Below are 17,652 nucleotides of genomic sequence, written 5' to 3' on the forward strand. Positions count from 1 at the left end.
TGTCGTTGAGCGCACCGAACGCCATCTGTACGATCGGGCACTCCAATCGGGACTTCGACGATGTGCTCGCGATGCTGCGCGCGAACGCGATCACCGACCTGGTCGACATCCGCTCGTTCCCGTCGTCGCGGACGTTTCCGCAATGGAACCAGGACCGGATCATCGACGTCCTTCCCACCGACATCGACTACCACTGGATCCGCAACCTCGGCGGCCGTCGCCACACCCCGAAGGACGTGCCGAGCCCGAACACCGGCTGGAACGTCAAGGCGTTCCGCGACTACGCCGACTACACGGCCACCCCTGAGTTCGGGCAGGGTCTGGCAGAGCTGATCGAGCTCGCCCGGCAAGGCCGGCCAGCGATCATGTGCAGCGAGGCCGTGCCGTGGCGCTGCCACCGCCGCCTGGTCACCGACGCGCTGTTGGTCGCCGGGATCGATGTGGAGCACATCATGTCCCTCACGTTGACGACACCCGCGACTCTCACCGGTCACGCGCATCTGGACGACGGGCACCTGACCTATCCACCGGCGGGTGAGTGAGCGGTGGGTCTGATCGACGATGTGCGCGAGGAAGTGTGCGCCATACCGCCAGGCCAGGTTTGGTCCTACGGCGACATTGGTGAAGTGCTGCACATCAGCGCCCGGCAGGTCGGGCGTGTGATGGGGATACTCGACGACGACGACGCGGTGCCGTGGTGGCGCGTTGTGCGTGCCGACGGCACGCCGGCCACCTGTCACGAGGGCACGGCGCCTGAGCTTTTGGCCCAAGAAGGCACGCCGATGCGCGGTAGCCGGGTCGACATGAGACTCGCCCGACGCCAGCCGCGCCAGTAGGCGTACCCGAGTGCTTCTGCGGCATCCGGACAGGCCGGACCCATCACTTGGGCCCCGCCTGTTGGGTTTGCGGGGTCTGGCCCCGCATGGCGGACCGCTCGACAGGTAAGTCGCTGCTCTGACGCGGATCGCTCCGCCTGAGAGGTCCCATGTGTGTCGCAGTTACCAGTCGTGCGGTCCGTTCAGCCCCTAGGACCACCGACTGGCGTCACCGATTCTCGTTGGCGGTGCGGGTCTCCCCGCGGTCAGTCGGCGCGGGTCACAGTGCGAGTCGGCGTACGTCGGCGGCGAGCTGCGTGAGGTGGGCGGTGAAACGGGCCGCCAGTGCGCCGTCGATCACCCGGTGGTCGTAGGACAGGCACAGCGGCAGCATCAGCCGGGGCGCGAAGGTCTCGCCGTCCCAGACCGGCGCCATCTTGGAGCGCACGACGCCGAGGATGGCGACCTCGGGGGCGTTGACGATCGGGGTGAAGGCGGTGCCCCCGATGCCACCGAGGCTGCTGATGGTGAAGGTCGCGCCCTGCATGTCGGTCGCGGTGAGCCTGCCCTCCCGGGCCCGGGCAGACAGGTCGCCGAGCTCGCGGCTGAGCTCGAGTGCACCCTTGCGGTCCACGTCGCGGACGACGGGCACCACGAGGCCGTCGGGTGTGTCGACGGCGACGCCGATGTGGACGTAGTCCTTGAGCACGAGCTCGTCGCCGGCCAGTGAGCTGTTGACCTCCGGGAACTTCCGCAGGCTGGCGGCCACAGCCTTGAGCAGGAAGCTCAGCAGCGTGACGCGGTATCCCTCGGGGCGGGCCGTGTCGTCGAGCTCGCGGCGGTAGGCGTCGAGGTCGGTGATGTCGGCCTCGTCCGAGTGGGTGACGTGCGGGACATTGAGCCAGGAGCGGTGCAGGTGAGGTCCGGAGAGCTTCTTGATCCGCGAGAGCGGCACCGTGCGGATCGGCCCGAACTTCGAGAAGTCGACCTCGGGGACGGCAGGGATCCCGGCCGTGCCCGCGGAGGCGGAGGGTACGAGCGAGGTCTCGTAGTGGGTGAGCAGGTCCTGCTTGGTCACGCGCTTGCCCGGGCCGCTGCCGGTGACCCCCGCGAGGTCGACCTCGAGCTCACGGGCAAGTCGGCGTACGAGCGGAGTGGCACGCAGGGTGGCGCTGGTCCCGGAGTCCGTGCCGGGTTCATCCCTGACGGGCGCCGCCGCTGCCGGTGCGGGCTGGACCGGCTCGGGAGCCGGCACCTCAGCCGCAGGAGCGGGAGCGGATGCCGGTGTCGGGTCGGGGGCGGCATCCGCGGCCGGGGGCGAGTCAAGGGCCTCGGCGATCGCGATCACGCTGCCCTGGCTGACGGTGTCGTCGACCTGGACCGACAGCGACACGATCGTGCCGGCGATCGGGGACGGAATCTCCATGGTGGCCTTGTCGGTCTCCAGGGTGACGAGCGGGTCCTCCGCCTGGACGACGTCCCCGGCGCTGACCAGGATCTCGATGACGGGTACGTCGGCGAAGTCGCCGATGTCGGGAACCTTGATCTCCATCGTTGCTGTCCTCACGCGTGGGCCGGGTCGGGCCGGTTGGGGTCGATGCCGTACTTCTCGATCGCCTGGGCGACCACGTCCCTGCTGACCTTGCCGTCGGCGGCCAGGCTGCTGAGTGCGGCGACGGTGATGTGGTGGCGGTCCACCTCGAAGTGACTGCGCAGGTTGCGGCGGTAGTCGGACCGGCCGAACCCGTCAGTGCCCAGTGCGGTGTAGCTGCCGGGCACGAAGCGCGCGATCTGGTCGGCGAATGACTTCATGTAGTCGGTTGCCGCCACCACCGGGATCCGGGCGTCGCCGAGGCACTCCTCGACGTACGACGTCCGCTGCTCCTCGAGCGGGTGGAGGGTGTTCCACCGCTCGGTGGCCAGGCCGTCGCGGCGCAGTTCGGTGAAGCTGGGTGCGCTCCACACGTCGGCCTTGATCTTGAAGTCGCTGGCCAGCAGGTCGGCGGCGGCGAGCACCTCCCGCAGGATGGTGCCCGAACCGAGGAGGTTCACCTTCGCGGCACCGCGGCCCTTGCCGGGCTGCAGCCGGTAGAGGCCCTTGAGGATCCCGTCGGTGACGCCCTCGGGCATCGGCGGGTGCTCGTAGTTCTCGTTCATCAGCGTGAGGTAGTAGAAGACGTCCTCCTGCTCGGCGTACATCCGGCGCAGCCCGTCGGCGACGATGACCGCCAGCTCGAAGGCGTACGTCGGGTCGTAGGCCACGCAGTTCGGGATCATCGCGGCCTGCAGGTGGCTGTGTCCGTCCTCGTGCTGCAGACCCTCGCCGTTGAGCGTCGTACGACCGGCGGTCCCGCCGAGCAGGAACCCGCGGGCCCGCATGTCGCCGGCCGCCCAGGCGAGGTCGCCGATGCGCTGGAACCCGAACATTGAGTAGTAGATGTAGAACGGGATCATCGGGGTGTCGTTGCTGGAGTACGACGTCGCCGCGGCGATCCAGGACGACATGGCGCCGGCCTCGTTGATGCCCTCCTGGAGGATCTGGCCGCCGGCGTCCTCCTTGTAGAACATCAGCTGCTCGGCGTCCTCGGGCGTGTAGAGCTGGCCGGACTGCGAGAAGATCCCGACCTGGCGGAACAGCCCCTCCATGCCGAAGGTGCGCGCCTCGTCAGGGACGATCGGGACCACCCGGTTGCCGACGTTCTTGTCGCGCAGCAGCTTGGTGAGCACCTGGACGAACGCCATGGTGGTCGAGATCGCGCGGCCCTTCGACCCAGCGGTCTGGGCGGCAAATGCCTCGACTCCCGGGACCTCCAGGGGCGTCGAGGCGCGCCGCCGCTCGGGCAGGTAGCCGCCGAGCTCCTCGCGCCGTGCGTGGAGGTACTTGTGCTCGACGGAGCCCGCCTCGAAGGAGACGTAGGGCAGGTCGGGGAGCTGCTCGTCCGGGACCGGGATCGAGAAACGGTCGCGGAAGGCGCGGAGCGCGGGGTCGGCGACCTTCTTCGCCTGGTGCGTGATGTTCTGGGCCTCACCGGCGGCTCCGAGGCCGTAGCCCTTCACCGTCTTGGCCAGCACGACGGTGGGAGATCCGGTGTGGGCGTTGGCGGCGGCGTAGGCGGCGTACACCTTCTGCGGGTCGTGTCCGCCACGGGTGAGGCGCCAGATCTCGTCATCGGTCCAGTCCGCGACCATTCGCGCGAGCTCCGGATCGACGCCGAAGAAGTGCTCACGGACGTAGGCGCCGTCCTTGGACTTGAAGGTCTGGTACTCGCCGTCGACGCACTCCATCATCCGTCGCTTGAGGGCGCCGGACGAGTCCTTGGCGAGCAGCTGGTCCCAGCCCGAGCCCCAGATGACCTTGATGACGTTCCATCCGGCACCGCGGAAGACGCCTTCGAGCTCCTGGATGATCTTGCCGTTGCCGCGCACCGGTCCGTCCAGTCGCTGCAGGTTGCAGTTGACCACGAAGACCAGGTTGTCGAGCTTCTCGCGCGCCGCCATCGAGATCGCGCCCAGTGACTCGGGCTCGTCGGTCTCGCCGTCCCCGAGGAACGCCCAGACCTTGCGGTCGGCGGTGTCTGCCAGGCCGCGGGCGTGGAGGTACTTGAGGAAGCGTGCCTGGTAGATCGCCATCAGGGGACCGAGCCCCATCGAGACGGTCGGGAACTGCCAGAAGTCGGGCATCAGCCAGGGGTGGGGGTACGACGAGAGCCCGGCGCCGCCGGTCTCCTGACGGAAGTTGTCGAGCTGCGCCTCGGTGAGCCGGCCCTCGAGGAACGCGCGGGCGTAGATGCCGGGGGAGAGGTGGCCCTGGACGTAGACCAGGTCGCCGCCGTGGTCGTCGGACGCGGCGTGCCAGAAGTGCTGGAAGCCCACGTCGTACAGGGTCGCGGCGGACTGGAAGCTGGAGAGGTGGCCGCCGAGCTCGGTCGACTCCTTGTTGGCCCGGAGCACCATCGCCAGGGCGTTCCAACGGATCACGGAGCGGATGCTGTGCTCGATGTCGCGGTCGCCCGGATGGGTCGGCTCGTCACTCACCGCGACCGTGTTGACGTACGGCGTCGTGGCCGAGAACGGCACCCGGGAACCAAGGCGCTGCGCCTCCTCGAGGACCTGGTCGAGCAGGAACTCGGTGCGCGCCTCACCCTCGAACTCCAGGACGGCGGCGAGTGCGTCGCGCCACTCCTGTGTCTCGGCGGGGTCGATGTCTGTCATCCCGTGTCCTCAGGTTGATGGAGATGTCCGTCCCCCATCCTCAGGGCAGTTCTGGAATGCGTCTAATGCCTAGTTGAGCATCGATTCATGCGTCGGAGACATGAATGCGCGAGCTGGTCCGGAGCGCGTGGTCGCGAAACTGTGCGGAGGCCGGCGGCAGGTGGCGGTCACGGATCCAGGCCAGGCCGATCTCCCGGGAGGCGCGCACGTCGGTGATGCGCAGGGAGGGCGCGATCGGTGTGGCGCCGCTCCGTGGCTCGGGCAGCAGGGCAACGCCGAGGCCCGCCGAGACCAGCCCGCGGAGGGTCTCGACCTCCTCGCCCTCGAATCCGATCTGCGGCGTGAAACCGACCCTGTCGCACAGGTCCTCGGTGACCGAACGCAGGCTGAAACCCGGCTTCAGCACGATGAACTGCTCGCGCGCGACGTCGCCGAGTCTCGCCGTCCGACGGGATGCGAGCCGGTGGTCGGGTGGCACCACCAGGCGCAGGGGCTCGAGGAACAGCCGTCGGCTCTCGATCTGTTTCAGCTGCGGTCGGTCGCCGGTGACGGCGAGGTCCACGACACCGTTGAGCAGGTCGTCGATCAGGCCCGCGTCACCGTGTTGGCGCAGGTCGAACCGCACACTGGGCCGTTCGGCACGAAAGGCGCGGATCAGCTCGGGCACGAGCCAGGTCCCGAGGGTGTGCAGGAAGGCCAGGGGCACGAAGCCGCCCTCGGGGGCGGTGATGTCCTGCACTGATCGCACGCCGCGCTCGTAGGCGTCGAGGGTGTCACGGGCGTGACCGGCCAGCTCTCGGCCGGCCGGGGTCAGGGTCAGGCCGCGACCGACTCGTTGGAGCAGCGGTGTGCCCACCTCGCGCTCGAGCCTGGCCAGGGCGCGGGACACCGCGGGTTGCGTGCGGTGGAGCTGCTCGGCAGTCTCGGTCACCGTGCTGCCGTCGGCCACGGCGAGGAATGCGCGAATCGTCTCCAGCTCCATGAACCCATGATGTCAGGACATGGATCGGGATCTCAGCGGCCGCCCGCGGCCCGCAGGCCGGCACCCACGTGGTGCAGGTGGCCGATCGCCGCGGCGTAGGACGCGACGGCCGAGCACTCGACGTACCGGATTCCGTGCTCCTCGCAGAAGCGTTGGACCACCGGTTGGGCATGGCGCAGGTTGGCCCGCGGCATGCTCGGGTAGAGATGGTGCTCGATCTGGTAGTTCAGCCCGCCGAATGCGGCGTCGGTGAAGAACCCGCCACGGATGTTGCGCGACGTCAGCACCTGCCTCAGCAACGGATCCCGCGCCTGCTCGGCATCGAGGACCGGCATTCCCTTGTGGTTGGGTGCGAAGGAGCAACCCAGATAGAGACCCTGCACGCCCTTGTGGATCGCCACGAACGCAATCGCCTGCCACCAGGTGAAGGCGACCACCAGAAGGGCGAGGTAGCCGAGGAAGTGCGCCAGCATCAGGAGACCCTCAAGCGCGCGTTGTCGCAGACCGGGGACGAACAGCTCACGCACGCTGGCGACGTGCAGGTTGACCGCCTCGCCGAGCAGCAGGGGGAAGAACAGCAGCGCCTGGTGTCGGGTGGCCCATGCGGCGGCGCCCCGCCGCTCGCCGGCCTGGTCGGCGTCGAAGACGAGCATCCCGACACGGACGTCGGGGTCGACCTCCAGGTCGTTGGGGTGCGCGTGGTGGGCGTTGTGCTTGCGCACCCACCAGCCGTAGCTCAGACCGGCCATCAGGTTGGCGACCACGAGCCCGATCACCCGGCTGTGCCGGGCGTTGCGGGTGACCTGGAGGTGGCCGACGTCGTGTCCGAGGAATCCGATCTGGGTGGACACCAACCCGAGCGGAACGGCCAGGAACAGCAGCCACCACGAGTCGCGCCAGACCAGCGGAGGCACCACGACCAGGGCCAGGCCGGCGAGCACGACGGCGCCGTGTCCGGCGTACGACCATGGTCGGCTGCGCAGCAGGCCCAGTGCTCGGATCTGCTTGGTGAGTTCGGCATAGGTGCCGGGGATGTGTACCGATTGCGTGGTCATGAATGCCACCGCCTAACGGGTGTGCTGCCCTCGTCAGAATCGAGGTGTGCTGGGCGTCATGGGGCGCCCGTTGACCTGAGGGTCGCAGTCCTGTTCCTTCCACCGTAGCGCGGAGGACACGACGGAGGGTGGACTCAGCTGCCGCCGGCCGGCAGCGCCTCGAGCATCACGTCCGGGTTGTCACGAGCGGTCGCGGTGGCGCGCCACTGGTCGGTGAAGATGGCCAGGTGGGTGCCGTCGGAGCGCTGCAGCACCTCGCAGCCGCGGGCGCCGGCCAAGGCCTTGGCGCCCTCGGCATCGGTGCGGCGGGCCACCTGGTAGTCGAGTCGCGAGAGCCTGATCGGTGAGTTGAACTCGTTGGTCATGCGATCCTGCACGACCTCGAACTGCATCGGGCCCACGGCCGCCAGCACCGGGCTCTGGTCACCGCGCAGGTCCGAGCGCAGGACTTGTACGACGCCCTCTTGGTCAAGTTGCTCGATGCCGCGACGGAACTGCTTGTAGCGCCCGATGTCGGAGGCACTGGCGGTCATGAAGTGCTCGGGCGCGAAGGTCGGCACGGGCGGGAACTCGATCGGGTCGCCGGTGTAGACGGTGTCGCCCACGCGCAGGGCCTGGGCGTTGACGAACCCGACGATGTCGCCGGGGAAGGCGTGGTCGATCGAGGTCACCTCGCGACCGAACACGGCCTGGGCGTACTTGGTCGCGAACGGCTTCCCGGTCGACGCATGCGTCACCACCATGCCGCGGTCGAAGGTCCCCGAGACGATGCGGGCGTAGGCCAGCCGGTCGCGGTGGGCGGCGTTCATGCCGGACTGCACCTTGAACACGAACGCACTGAACTCGTCGTCGACCTGGCGCAGGGTGCCGTCGACACCGGCCGTGACGTGCGGCGCCGGAGCCAGGTCGAGCAGCAGGTCGAGCAGTTGCGCGACACCGAAGTTCTGCAGGGCGCTGGCGAACATCACCGGGGTGGTCTCCCCGGCCAGGAAGCGTGCCTGGTCGTGGTCGGCGTCGTCGGCGGCGAGCAGTTCGTGCTCCTCGACCGCGTCGGCCCACACATCGGCGTCGGCGGCCTCCACCTCGTCGGCGGGCATCCGGCGTTCGGGTGCGCGGGTGGCGCCGCCTGCGGTGCGGGTGTACTTCACGAACTCACCGGTGCGACGGTCCAGCACGCCGCGGAAGTCGCCGGCCTCACCCACTGGCCAGGTCAGGGGAGTGGGCCGCAGCTTGATCTGCTTCTCGATCAGGTCCATCAGCTCGAGCGCCGCCAGGCCGGGCCGGTCCCACTTGTTGATCACGGTGATCACGGGGATGCCGCGCAGGGCGCACACCTTGAACAGCTTCAGCGTCTGCGGTTCGAGCCCCTTTCCGGCGTCGACCAGCATCACCGCCGAGTCGACCGCGGAGAGCACCCGGTAGGTGTCCTCGGAGAAGTCGCTGTGCCCGGGGGTGTCGACCAGGTTGATGACGTGGTCGCGATAGTCGAACTGCAGGGCCGCCGAGGTGATCGAGATCCCGCGCGCCTGCTCCATCGACATCCAGTCCGAGACCGTCGTACGACGTCCGCCCTTGCCGTGCACCGCACCGGCCTCGGTGATCACCCGGGCGTGGAGGGCGAGGGCCTCGGTGAGCGTGGACTTGCCGGCGTCGGGGTGGCTGATGACGGCGAAGGTACGGCGGGGGCGCTTGTCTGACACGCGCCGAATCTACCGGCGAGAGGTGCGGGGAGCAGTATCGCGATCCGAACCGCGACCCGAATGCTGGTCAGGACGCCGGCAATGCGTACACTGGTCTCCGTAGAGGGCAGGCTTCCCGACCCCTCAGTTCCACCGGTTCAAATCTCTGAACCGCGGGAACGACTCGCTCGGCCGGCGGCTGATGCTCGAACCATGTGGTTCCGACTCCGTCCAGTGTTCGACTCAGGTCGACCGACCAGCGGTGCCGCCTCCACGCCCTGACCGGGCCCTCCAGAGGAGCAGATTCTTGGCAAGACGAGGCCAGCGCCGACAGACCGGTGGCACGCGACCCGCGCAGTCGAACCGGCAACGCGGCAACCAGAACGGCAACCAGCGTCGTAAGCGTCCCCTCGACAACGAGGGCATCATCCCGGTGCTCGCCCGCGCCGTGCGCGAGGTCGAGATCGCCGTCCAGAAGGGTGCCGTGCAGCGGCCCGACCGCACCAAGTTCCAGGTGGTGGCGCTGCTCGTGCGCGAGGAGCGGGCCCGCATCAAGGCCGACACCGAGACCACCGAGGCCAAGCGGGCCGACGAGCTGAAGCGTCTCGACGGCATCGCCACGATCCTGGCCAAGACCACTGCCCGTGACACGTCGCTGCTCGAGCTGCTCACCGAGGAGTCCGAGGTCTCCGACGCCGCCCGGGCCCTGAAGCGCGAGATGCTCGAGGCCGCCGGTCTCGACGTACCGCCGGAGGAGGTGGCCACCCCGGAGCCTGCAGTGGCCAACGGCTCTCATTCCGAGCGTCGCGTGGTGCCCCAGTCGGTGATCTCGCGCCAGCTCTCCAACCCGTTCCTCGTGCCTGACTTCTCCGTGCCGGCGCCGGTGTCACCGAAGACCCACCGACTCGCGTCGTGGGAGCTGCTCGGCCCGCTGTTCCGCTCGTTCGAGTACGGCGGCGCGTCGTCCTGCATGGAGCTGCCCGAACCGACGACCCTGATGACGCCCGGCGGCAAGGAGCTGATGCACCACCAGGCCGAGGTCGTCGCGGCCGCGGCCGAGGGGCACCGCACCTTCCTGCTCGCCGACGAGCCGGGCCTGGGCAAGACCGCGCAGGCGCTGCTCGCCGCACGGGCCGCCGAGGCCTACCCCCTGCTGGTCGTGGTGCCCTCGGTGGTCAAGACCAACTGGGCCCGCGAGGCCGACATCTGGACGCCGCAGCGGCCGGTCACCGTGATCCACGGTGACGGCGACAGTGTCGACGGCTTCGCCGACATCGTGATCATCAACTACGAGGTGCTCGACCGGCACGTCGGCTGGCTGGGCAACTTCGGGTTCCGCGGCATGGTCATCGACGAGGCCCACTTCATCAAGAACAAGTCGTCCCAGCGCTCGCAGCACGCCCTGGAGATCGCGGATCGCATCCGGGCCCGAACCCCGCGACCCTTGATGATGGCGCTGACCGGCACGCCGTTGATCAACGACATCGAGGACTTCCGCGCGATCTGGCAGTTCCTGGGCTGGATCGACGACAAGAAGCCGCGCCCCGAGCTGATGGCTGCCCTGGAGGAGACCGGCCTCTCGCCGGTCGACGCCGGCTTCTACTCCGCTGCTCGTGCCGCCGTGATCGAGCAGGGCATCGTGCGGCGCCGCAAGGTCGACGTCGCCTCCGACATCCCGGCTCGTCGGGTCGCCGACCTGCCCGTGGAGCTCGACGACGCCCTGGGGCGCTCGATCCGCGACTCGGAGCGCAAGCTGGCCAAGCGGCTGCTCAAGCGCTACCAGACCGCGCTGGAGACGCGCACCTCCGGCGTCACCGTCGAGGGCATCGACCACGAGCTCGTGCGCCGGGTGGCGACGTGGGAGCGCGAGGACAACAGCGACAACGCTTCGGGCGAGAACGTCTTCACGATGATGCGCCGCATCGGCCAGGCCAAGGCCGGGCTCGCCGCCGACTATGCGGCTCAGCTCGCCCGCAACGTCGGCAAGGTGGTCTTCTTCGCCAAGCACATCGACGTGATGGACGTCGCGCAGGAGACCTTCGCCAAGCGCGAGATCCGCTACTCCTCGATCCGTGGAGACCAGACCCCACGCGAGCGGCAGAAGAACATCGACGCGTTCATCAACGATCCCGGGGTCGAGATCGTGGTGTGCTCGTTGACCGCCGCCGGCGTGGGGCTCAACCTGCAGGTGGCCTCCAACATGGTGCTCGCCGAACTGTCGTGGACCGATGCCGAGCAGACCCAGGCGATCGACCGCATCCACCGCATCGGTCAGGCCGAGCCGGTCACCGCGTGGCGGATCATCGCCTCGCAGACCCTCGACACCAAGATCGCCGAGCTGATCGACAGCAAGGCAGGTCTGGCTGCGCGGGCGCTCGACGGGTCCGACGAGGAGATCGCCGACTCGGCCGACGTACAGCTCGAGGCGTTGGTCGCGCTGCTCACCGACGAGCTGGAGCGCCTGGGCTGATCGGGGCACCCGCCTCACGGCGGTCGTCGCGGCCTCCGGTTGACTGGCCGCATGAACGGACGACAGATCGGCGGCCTCATCGGCGCCGTCGGGGGACTGGTCTTCGTGCTCGCCAATGCCGGTGAGCTGCCGGCCTCGACGACACTGCGCGTCGTCGGGGTGGTCGCTTTCGTGGCGGTGGTCGCCTGGCTGGTGCTGCGTACGCCGGAAGCGCCGCCGGTGCCGTCACCTGCGGCGCTGCGCATCTATTGGACCTGCGTGATCGGGGAGCTGGTCAGCATTCCGGCAGGGGCCGCGGTGCTGCGCCGACTCGACCACGCCGAGCTCGTGCCGAGCTGGGTGGTGCTCGTCGTCGGCGTCCACTTCGTGCCGTTCGCGCAGGCGTTCAAGGTGCCGCTCTTCCGGACTCTGGGCCTCGTGCTGGTCGCGATCGCGGCGCTCGGCATGGCCGGTACGCTGCTGGGCTTCGACGACGGCGTCCCGCTGGCGGCGGTCGTGGCCGGCTTCGTGCTGTTCACCGCCGTGTACGCCGGTTCGCGGGATCCCGCGGTCAACACCGCAACAGGCGCCCGGAGCTGACCTGGTCGGCGTACCACGCCTTCCTGTGGCAGAACTGAGGTGCAGGGGCTAGCGTGACGTCGACATGGCCCGATCGGTGGGCCGACCGCCTCGCGCGGGAGGTCGCGATGCAACCCTCACTCCGTCAGGACCCGCCCCCGGGACTGCGCATCCTCGTTGCGGACACGCTGCCGCAGCAGGCCCTGGACCAGCTCGAGCAGCGTGGCCACGACTGCGTCGTCGACGCCTCCTTGGGCAAGTCCGACCTGATCGGGAGCATCCCCGGCTTCGACGTCCTCGTGGTGCGCAGCACCAAGGTGACCGAGCAGGCGCTCGAGGCCGCGGACCGGCTCGCCCTGGTCATTCGCGCCGGCGCCGGCACGAACACGATCGACACCGCCGCTGCCGCCGCTCGCGGCGTGCTGGTGGCCAACGTGCCCGGTCGCAACTCCGCGGCGGTCGCCGAGCTCACCATGGGGTTGCTCCTCGCCGTCGACCGGCGGATCGCCGACAACGTCGCCGACCTGCGAGCCGGCGCATGGCGGAAGAAGACCTACGGCAAGGCCACCGGGCTGCTCGGCTCCACGATGGCGATCATCGGGCTCGGCTCCATCGGCTTCGAGGTCGCCGCCCGCGCAGCCGCGTTCGGCATCGCCGTGCAGGCGCTGGACAAGCCCCGTGGTTCCACGGCCACGACGCGCATCGCCGAGCTGGGCATCGCCCTGGTGCCCTCACTCGAGCAGCTCGTCAGGTCCTCCGACATCGTCTCCCTGCACGCCCCCTCCACGTCGCACACCCATGACCTCGTGGACCGGGAGTTCCTCGGTTGGATGCGCCACGGCGCGATCCTGCTGAACACCTCACGTGGAGACCTCGTTGACGAGACCGCCCTGCTCGAGTCACTCGAGGCAGGTGCGGTTCGGGCCGGCCTCGACGTCTACCGCGACGAGCCCGCGGGCGGCAACGGCGCGTGGGAGTCACCACTGGCCCGGCACCCGGGTGTCGTCGGCACCCACCACATCGGCGCCTCGACCGTCCAAGCCCAGGTCGCGACCGCTGCCGGAGTGGTCGAGATCGTGGACGCGTTCACCCAGGGGGCGGTGCGCAACTGTGTCAACCTCGAACCCAGCCGGCTGGGCGCGGTGACGCTCACGGTCCGCCATCTCGACCGCCCCGGAGTCCTGGCCCGACTGCTCGACCTGTTGCGAACGGCCGGACTGAACGTCGAGAACATGGAGAACCGCGTCTTCCGAGGTGGCCAGGCGGCCGTGGCGTCGATGGATGTCGCGGGCGCCGTGCCGCCCTCCCTGGTGGAGGAGATGGCCGCCATCCCGGAGGTCCTCGGTGTCTCCGCGACACCCCTGGCAGGTCGCTCGTGAGCTGGATGGTGCGGCCCGCCGAAGCGCGCGTCGTGCGCTCGGACGCAGCAGCCCGCAACGTCACACCGATGACGGACGCGCTGGCGGCGGGCAGCGGCACCCGTCCCGACCCGATGCATGACCCGGCCGCGGACGACTACCACCCTCCGACGACCGGAATCTGCGTCTACCGGCTCCAGCGCGGTGCGGACCAGCACGTCGGGGTGGTGGCCGACGTGAGCATCCTCGCCTTCACCGACGGACGGGTCCGGGGCCACGAGTCCGTCTGCCCGGCTCGCGTGGAGGGACTCGTCGAACACTTCGCCGCGGTGCCCAGGCGCACCGAGCTGATTGCCCTGCTGCACGACGCCGGTCAGAACGTCGACCGGATCACGGCGGCGGTGCTGGAAAGGCCGCCACTGGTCGACTTCACCGGCTCGGACGGCTGGCGTCAGTCCGTCTGGCGGGTCTCGGAGGCTGCCGGTCGGCAGCTCGTCGACGCCCTGGACAGGGCCGTGCACTACATCGCGGACGGCCATCACCGTGTTGCCGCCAGTCTTGCCCTCTGGGAGCGGGCGGGCCGACCGGCGGAGGCCGCACTGCTGTGCGTTCTCTATCCCCTGCACGGACTCCGCCTGCGGGCCTTCCGTCGACGGGTCAGCGGTCCGGTCGACCCCGTCCGGCTCCGGCGGCTTCTCGATCGGTGCTGCGAGGTCACGGAGAGCGCCTCCGGTGGGAGCCCTGACGCCGGTGGCACCAAGGTGTACGTCGACGGCACCTGGCTCGTTGTCGATCCAGCGGGCGACCGCCCGGCCGGGGTGGAAGGCCTCGACCTCACCATCCTCGAACGCCACGTGCTGGCTCCACTGCTCGGAGCCGCGGCGGCCGACCGGACGGAGAGCATCTCGGTGACGACGCCACTCGGCGAGCTGGCCGGCCTCTGCGATCAGGACGGGGGAGCTCTGTTCGTGTTGGCGCCTCCGGCCCTCGAGCAGCTGAGGGAGGTGGCCGATCTCGGCCAGGTGATGCCACCGAAGACGACGTACTTCGACCCCAAGCCCTATGCCGGCATCATCGTGCGCTGACGCGCACTCAGACCTCGCCGAGGAGCACGACCCCGGTGATGACGAGCAGCACCACCTTGGCGACCTCAAGTGCGATGTAGACCAGGTGCGCCTGCGAACGCTGCCCGGTTGCCCCTGACAGCACGGCGTCGCTGCGCCTGGTGAGCGCCGGGCGCACGGCGACCAGCTGGATGACCAGCACCACTGCCGCCAAGGACGCAACCGCCAACTTGCTGCCCTCCTCGTGGTCGATGAGCAGGGCGAGGAACATCACTGCCGCCAACACGGCCTCGACCGCGTTGAGCGCCCTGAACACCAACCGGCCGATGCCGAGACCGATCCTGCTGGTGACACCGGGCGCCCGGAACTTCAGCGGCGCCTCGATGAAGGAGATCGCCGCCACCATGCCGAGCCAGACGAAGGTGGCGGCGATGGCGATGGCGTGCGCGGTGCTCATGGTGTTGCTCCGGTCCTCGGTGGGTCTCCCCTGCATTGTGCCCGGTCATCGGCTGCCGGACGCGATCCGGTGCCGGGGCCGCCGTCATGCTCACGCCCGGCAGGACCTCGACGGCGAGATTGGTGCCGTCAGCGTGGCGATGGTCACTGCTGGGCGGCGGCCACTGATCGGCGGGTCACCACCAGGAGGCCGAGCGAGATCGCCTGCAGCACGGCGACGATCACGATCAGCAGCGTGAGGTGGTCGCGATAGAGACCACCGGCCAGCGCGCCACCCACGAGTGCGGCACCGCCCTGGAACGCGGCGAAGACGCCGTACGCCGTGGCGAGTGATCCCGAGGGGACAAGGTCGGCCACCAGTGCCTTGACCGTCGAGTCCTGGATGCCGGTGGCCAATCCCCACAACGCCACGCCGCCCAGCACCCAGCCGAGCTGTCCGGCCAGCGAGAGTGCCGGGACGAACGCGATCGTCACCGGCAGGACGTAGAGCACCTTGGCGTGCCAGCGGTCGTAGGCGAACCCGGTGCCCAGGGCGGCAACGGCCTCGATCGCCATCGCCATCGCGTAGATCACCGGGACGGCGGCCGCGCCGGCGAGCCCGGCATCGACCACGTGGAATGAGATCACCCCGAAGGTCATCAGGCCCAGGGTTCCGGCCGCGCACGACGAGGCGAACACGTAGAAGGCCATCGGCAGCCTCGCGGGTTCACGAGGTTCGGGAACGACGTCGGGGACCTTGTCGTCCGCGAGCGTCGTACGCCGTCGCACCTGCGCCAGCAGGACCAAGGACAGGACACCGGGCACGGCGAGCACGGCGAACGCCAACCAGAGCCGCCCGGTGGCGGCGACCACGGCCGCGATCAGCAAGGGCCCGGCGAAGGCGCCCACCTGGTCGAGTGCCTTGTGTACGGCGAACCCACGGCCGCGGCCGACCGACTTCGAGACCTGGGCCAAGAGAGCCGACTTCGACGGGCTGCGTACCGCCTTGCCCGTGCGTTCGAGCAGGATCAGCGTGGTGGCCACAGCCAACCCGGCGACGCCGAGAAAGGGCGTGATCGCCAGCAGGGGCACGCAGATCGCGGTCATCGCGTAGCCGACGAACGTCAGCCGCCAGTAGCGCCCGGTGCGATCGGCCATCCGGCCGGTCAACAGGCGCAGGGCCAGGGCGATCCCCTCGCCCGCGCCGGTGACGATGCCGACTGTCAGCGCCGAGGCGCCGAGGGAGCCGAGCAGCGGCCCGGCCATCGAGCGCATGCCCTCGTAGACCATGTCGGCAGCGAGGCTGACGATGCCGAAGGCGAAGACGGATCGCCACGGGCTCCAGACCGGCCGGTTCGCTCGACCGGCCCGATCCTCGTGTTCAGCCGGACTCAGATCCATCGGGAGAACCACATCCGGTCCAGCCACTCCGAGCGGGTGAGCAGCTCATTGGTCCAGATCGGCCAGAACCACGCGAAGTTCAGCACCACCAGGATGAAGAACGAGCCGGTGATGATCGTGCCGACGGTGCGTCGTCTGGACGGCCCGGGATCTCGCCCGAGGATCTCGCCCATGGCCAGGGTCAGCGCCACGATCGTGAACGGCAGGATCGCCGAGGCATAGAAGGAGAAGATCGGCCGGTCGTCGTTGAGCTCCCACGGCAGCCACATCGTCAGGGCCCCGACGACGGCGAAGCCGTAACGCCAGTCGCGCTTGCCGACCCAGGCGACGGCTGCCCAGATCAACGCCAGTGCGCCACCCCACCACAGCAGGGGCGTGCCCAGCAGCACGACCTCGCGCAGGCAGGTGCTGCCTTCGGCGGCCTGGCATCCCTGGCTCCCGGGCTGGATGTCGTTCTCGACGTTGACCCCGACCGCCCGGTTGAGCAGCAGCCAGCCGCGCGGGTCGGACTGGTACTTGTGGGTGCTGCAATTGAGGAAGTGGGTGTGGAAGATGTAGACGTCGTGGTGGTACGACGCCAATGAGCGCAGCGACTGGGTCACTTCGCCGAACCCCGAGGCGTCCTTCTCCTTCGCGGTCGGCCACTGGACGTCGGGGTCCCGCTTCTCCTTGCAGTCCTCGTCCATCGACACGAACTGGGCGTACTGGGTCTGGGAGAACTCCTTCTCGTACTCGTCGGCATGGATCAACCAGCCGGTCCACGAGGCGACGTACACGACGAACGCGACCAGCACGAGGTGGACGAAGGCCGGCACCCCGTCGACCAGCGCCGACTTCAGTGCCGCGCGTCGTACGCCGAGAGCACGGCGACCGCCGGCATCCCACAACCAGATCAGCACGCCGAACGCGGCCAAGGGGTAGAGCGCGCTCCACTTGGTGCCGATGGCGAGGCCGAAGCAGATGCCCGCGACCAGGCGCCAGGGGCGGAACCACAGTCCCTTCAGTGGGCCCCAACTGCCGCCCGGGAGCCGGGCCATCCGTTCCCGAGTCCAGTCGCGGTCCACCACGAGTGCGGTCACCGCGCAGAGGATCCAGAACGCCAGGAAGATGTCGAGCAGCGCCAGTCGGGAGAGCACCAGGTGCATCCCGTCGAAGCACAGCAGCAGCCCGGCGATGCATCCCAGCAACGTCGAGCCGGTGAGGCGTCGTACCAACCGGCACATGACCAGGATCATCAGTGAGCCGACGACAGCGGCCGAGACGCGCCACCCGAACGGGTCCATCCCGAAGGCCTTCTCGCCCACGGCGATCATCCACTTGCCGACCTCGGGGTGCACGATCATCGACGGCGCCGGGGCGTCCCACGCACCGCGGGTCTGGCCGTTGAGGATCAGCTTGTCAGCATCCTCGACGTACTTCTGGACGTAGCCGTGGTTGAGCATCGACCAGGCGTCCTTGGCGTAGTACGTCTCGTCGAACTCGAACTCCTTGGGGGTGCCGAGCTTCCACAGGCGTAGGAACAGCGCGAGGGCGGTCACCGCGATCGCCGCGATCCAGCCGATCAGCGGATCCTCGAGCCGGGCCAGCGGCCGCCACCGCTCCTTCACCCGCGGCAGCGGCTCC

At 69.2% G+C, this 17,652-nt stretch carries 14 protein-coding genes; 6 read left to right on the forward strand and 8 right to left on the reverse strand.

All coding sequences use genetic code 11. From position 1 onward, the window contains the following. The first annotated feature begins 5 nt into the window (after positions 1-5). Positions 6-542 (forward strand): DUF488 domain-containing protein, encoded by a 537-nt coding sequence (locus tag NJ4_RS12840; RefSeq protein WP_217996853.1) that lies wholly within the window; start codon positions 6-8, stop codon positions 540-542. Between the two features lie 3 nt (positions 543-545). Further along, a complete protein-coding gene (locus NJ4_RS12845; protein ID WP_067435499.1) occupies positions 546-836 on the forward strand; it encodes an MGMT family protein in 291 nt (96 codons plus the stop codon). Between the two features lie 259 nt (positions 837-1,095). On the opposite strand, the gene NJ4_RS12850 is transcribed toward NJ4_RS12845, so the two are convergent. The 5 genes from NJ4_RS12850 to NJ4_RS12870 form a co-directional block, all read right to left on the reverse strand. Further along, on the reverse strand, positions 1,096-2,367 hold the full coding sequence (locus NJ4_RS12850; RefSeq protein ID WP_067435502.1) for a 2-oxo acid dehydrogenase subunit E2: 1,272 nt from the start codon (positions 2,365-2,367) through the stop codon (positions 1,096-1,098). An 11-nt stretch (positions 2,368-2,378) separates the two neighbouring features. Beyond that, on the reverse strand, positions 2,379-5,027 hold the full coding sequence (gene aceE / locus NJ4_RS12855) for a pyruvate dehydrogenase (acetyl-transferring), homodimeric type (RefSeq protein ID WP_067435505.1): 2,649 nt from the start codon (positions 5,025-5,027) through the stop codon (positions 2,379-2,381). Between the two features lie 85 nt (positions 5,028-5,112). After that, on the reverse strand, positions 5,113-6,009 hold the full coding sequence (locus tag NJ4_RS12860; RefSeq protein WP_067435508.1) for a LysR family transcriptional regulator: 897 nt from the start codon (positions 6,007-6,009) through the stop codon (positions 5,113-5,115). Between the two features lie 32 nt (positions 6,010-6,041). Next, entirely contained in the window at positions 6,042-7,064 is a 1,023-nt protein-coding gene (locus tag NJ4_RS12865) for a fatty acid desaturase family protein (RefSeq protein ID WP_067435512.1), read from the reverse strand. A gap of 134 nt (positions 7,065-7,198) precedes the next feature. Further along, a complete protein-coding gene (locus NJ4_RS12870; protein WP_082748518.1) occupies positions 7,199-8,764 on the reverse strand; it encodes a peptide chain release factor 3 in 1,566 nt (521 codons plus the stop codon). Positions 8,765-9,050: 286 nt separating this feature from the next. Here NJ4_RS12870 and NJ4_RS12875 point away from each other — a divergent pair, with 286 nt between their 5' ends. The 4 genes from NJ4_RS12875 (at position 9,051) to NJ4_RS12890 (ending at position 14,214) form a co-directional block, all read left to right on the forward strand. Next, positions 9,051-11,213, forward strand: coding sequence for a DEAD/DEAH box helicase (locus NJ4_RS12875; protein WP_067435518.1), 2,163 nt, complete (start codon positions 9,051-9,053; stop codon positions 11,211-11,213). Positions 11,214-11,264: 51 nt separating this feature from the next. Further along, positions 11,265-11,792: a hypothetical protein gene (locus NJ4_RS12880; RefSeq protein ID WP_067435521.1), complete on the forward strand. Its 528-nt coding sequence runs from the start codon at positions 11,265-11,267 to the stop codon at positions 11,790-11,792. Positions 11,793-11,899: 107 nt separating this feature from the next. Next, a complete protein-coding gene (locus tag NJ4_RS12885; protein WP_082748519.1) occupies positions 11,900-13,150 on the forward strand; it encodes a phosphoglycerate dehydrogenase in 1,251 nt (416 codons plus the stop codon). Positions 13,151-13,218: 68 nt separating this feature from the next. Further along, the gene (locus NJ4_RS12890) at positions 13,219-14,214 is read left to right on the forward strand and encodes a DUF1015 family protein (RefSeq protein ID WP_169799252.1); all 996 of its coding nucleotides are present in this window, start codon (positions 13,219-13,221) and stop codon (positions 14,212-14,214) included. A gap of 7 nt (positions 14,215-14,221) precedes the next feature. On the opposite strand, the gene NJ4_RS12895 is transcribed toward NJ4_RS12890, so the two are convergent. The 3 genes from NJ4_RS12895 to NJ4_RS12905 all read right to left on the reverse strand — a co-directional run. Then, on the reverse strand, positions 14,222-14,650 hold the full coding sequence (locus tag NJ4_RS12895) for a hypothetical protein (protein ID WP_067435548.1): 429 nt from the start codon (positions 14,648-14,650) through the stop codon (positions 14,222-14,224). Positions 14,651-14,793: 143 nt separating this feature from the next. Then, complete coding sequence (locus NJ4_RS12900; protein WP_067435527.1) at positions 14,794-16,029, reverse strand: MFS transporter; 1,236 nt, start codon at positions 16,027-16,029, stop codon at positions 14,794-14,796. Continuing rightward, the coding region (locus NJ4_RS12905) for a dolichyl-phosphate-mannose--protein mannosyltransferase (RefSeq protein WP_322787624.1) at positions 16,020-17,652 on the reverse strand (1,633 nt) is incomplete at its 5' end. The genes NJ4_RS12905 and NJ4_RS12900, both read right to left, overlap by 10 nt.

The sequence above is a fragment of the Nocardioides jensenii JCM 1364 = NBRC 14755 genome, from assembly GCF_001552535.1.
Taxonomy (GTDB): Bacteria; Actinomycetota; Actinomycetes; order Propionibacteriales; family Nocardioidaceae; genus Nocardioides; species Nocardioides jensenii.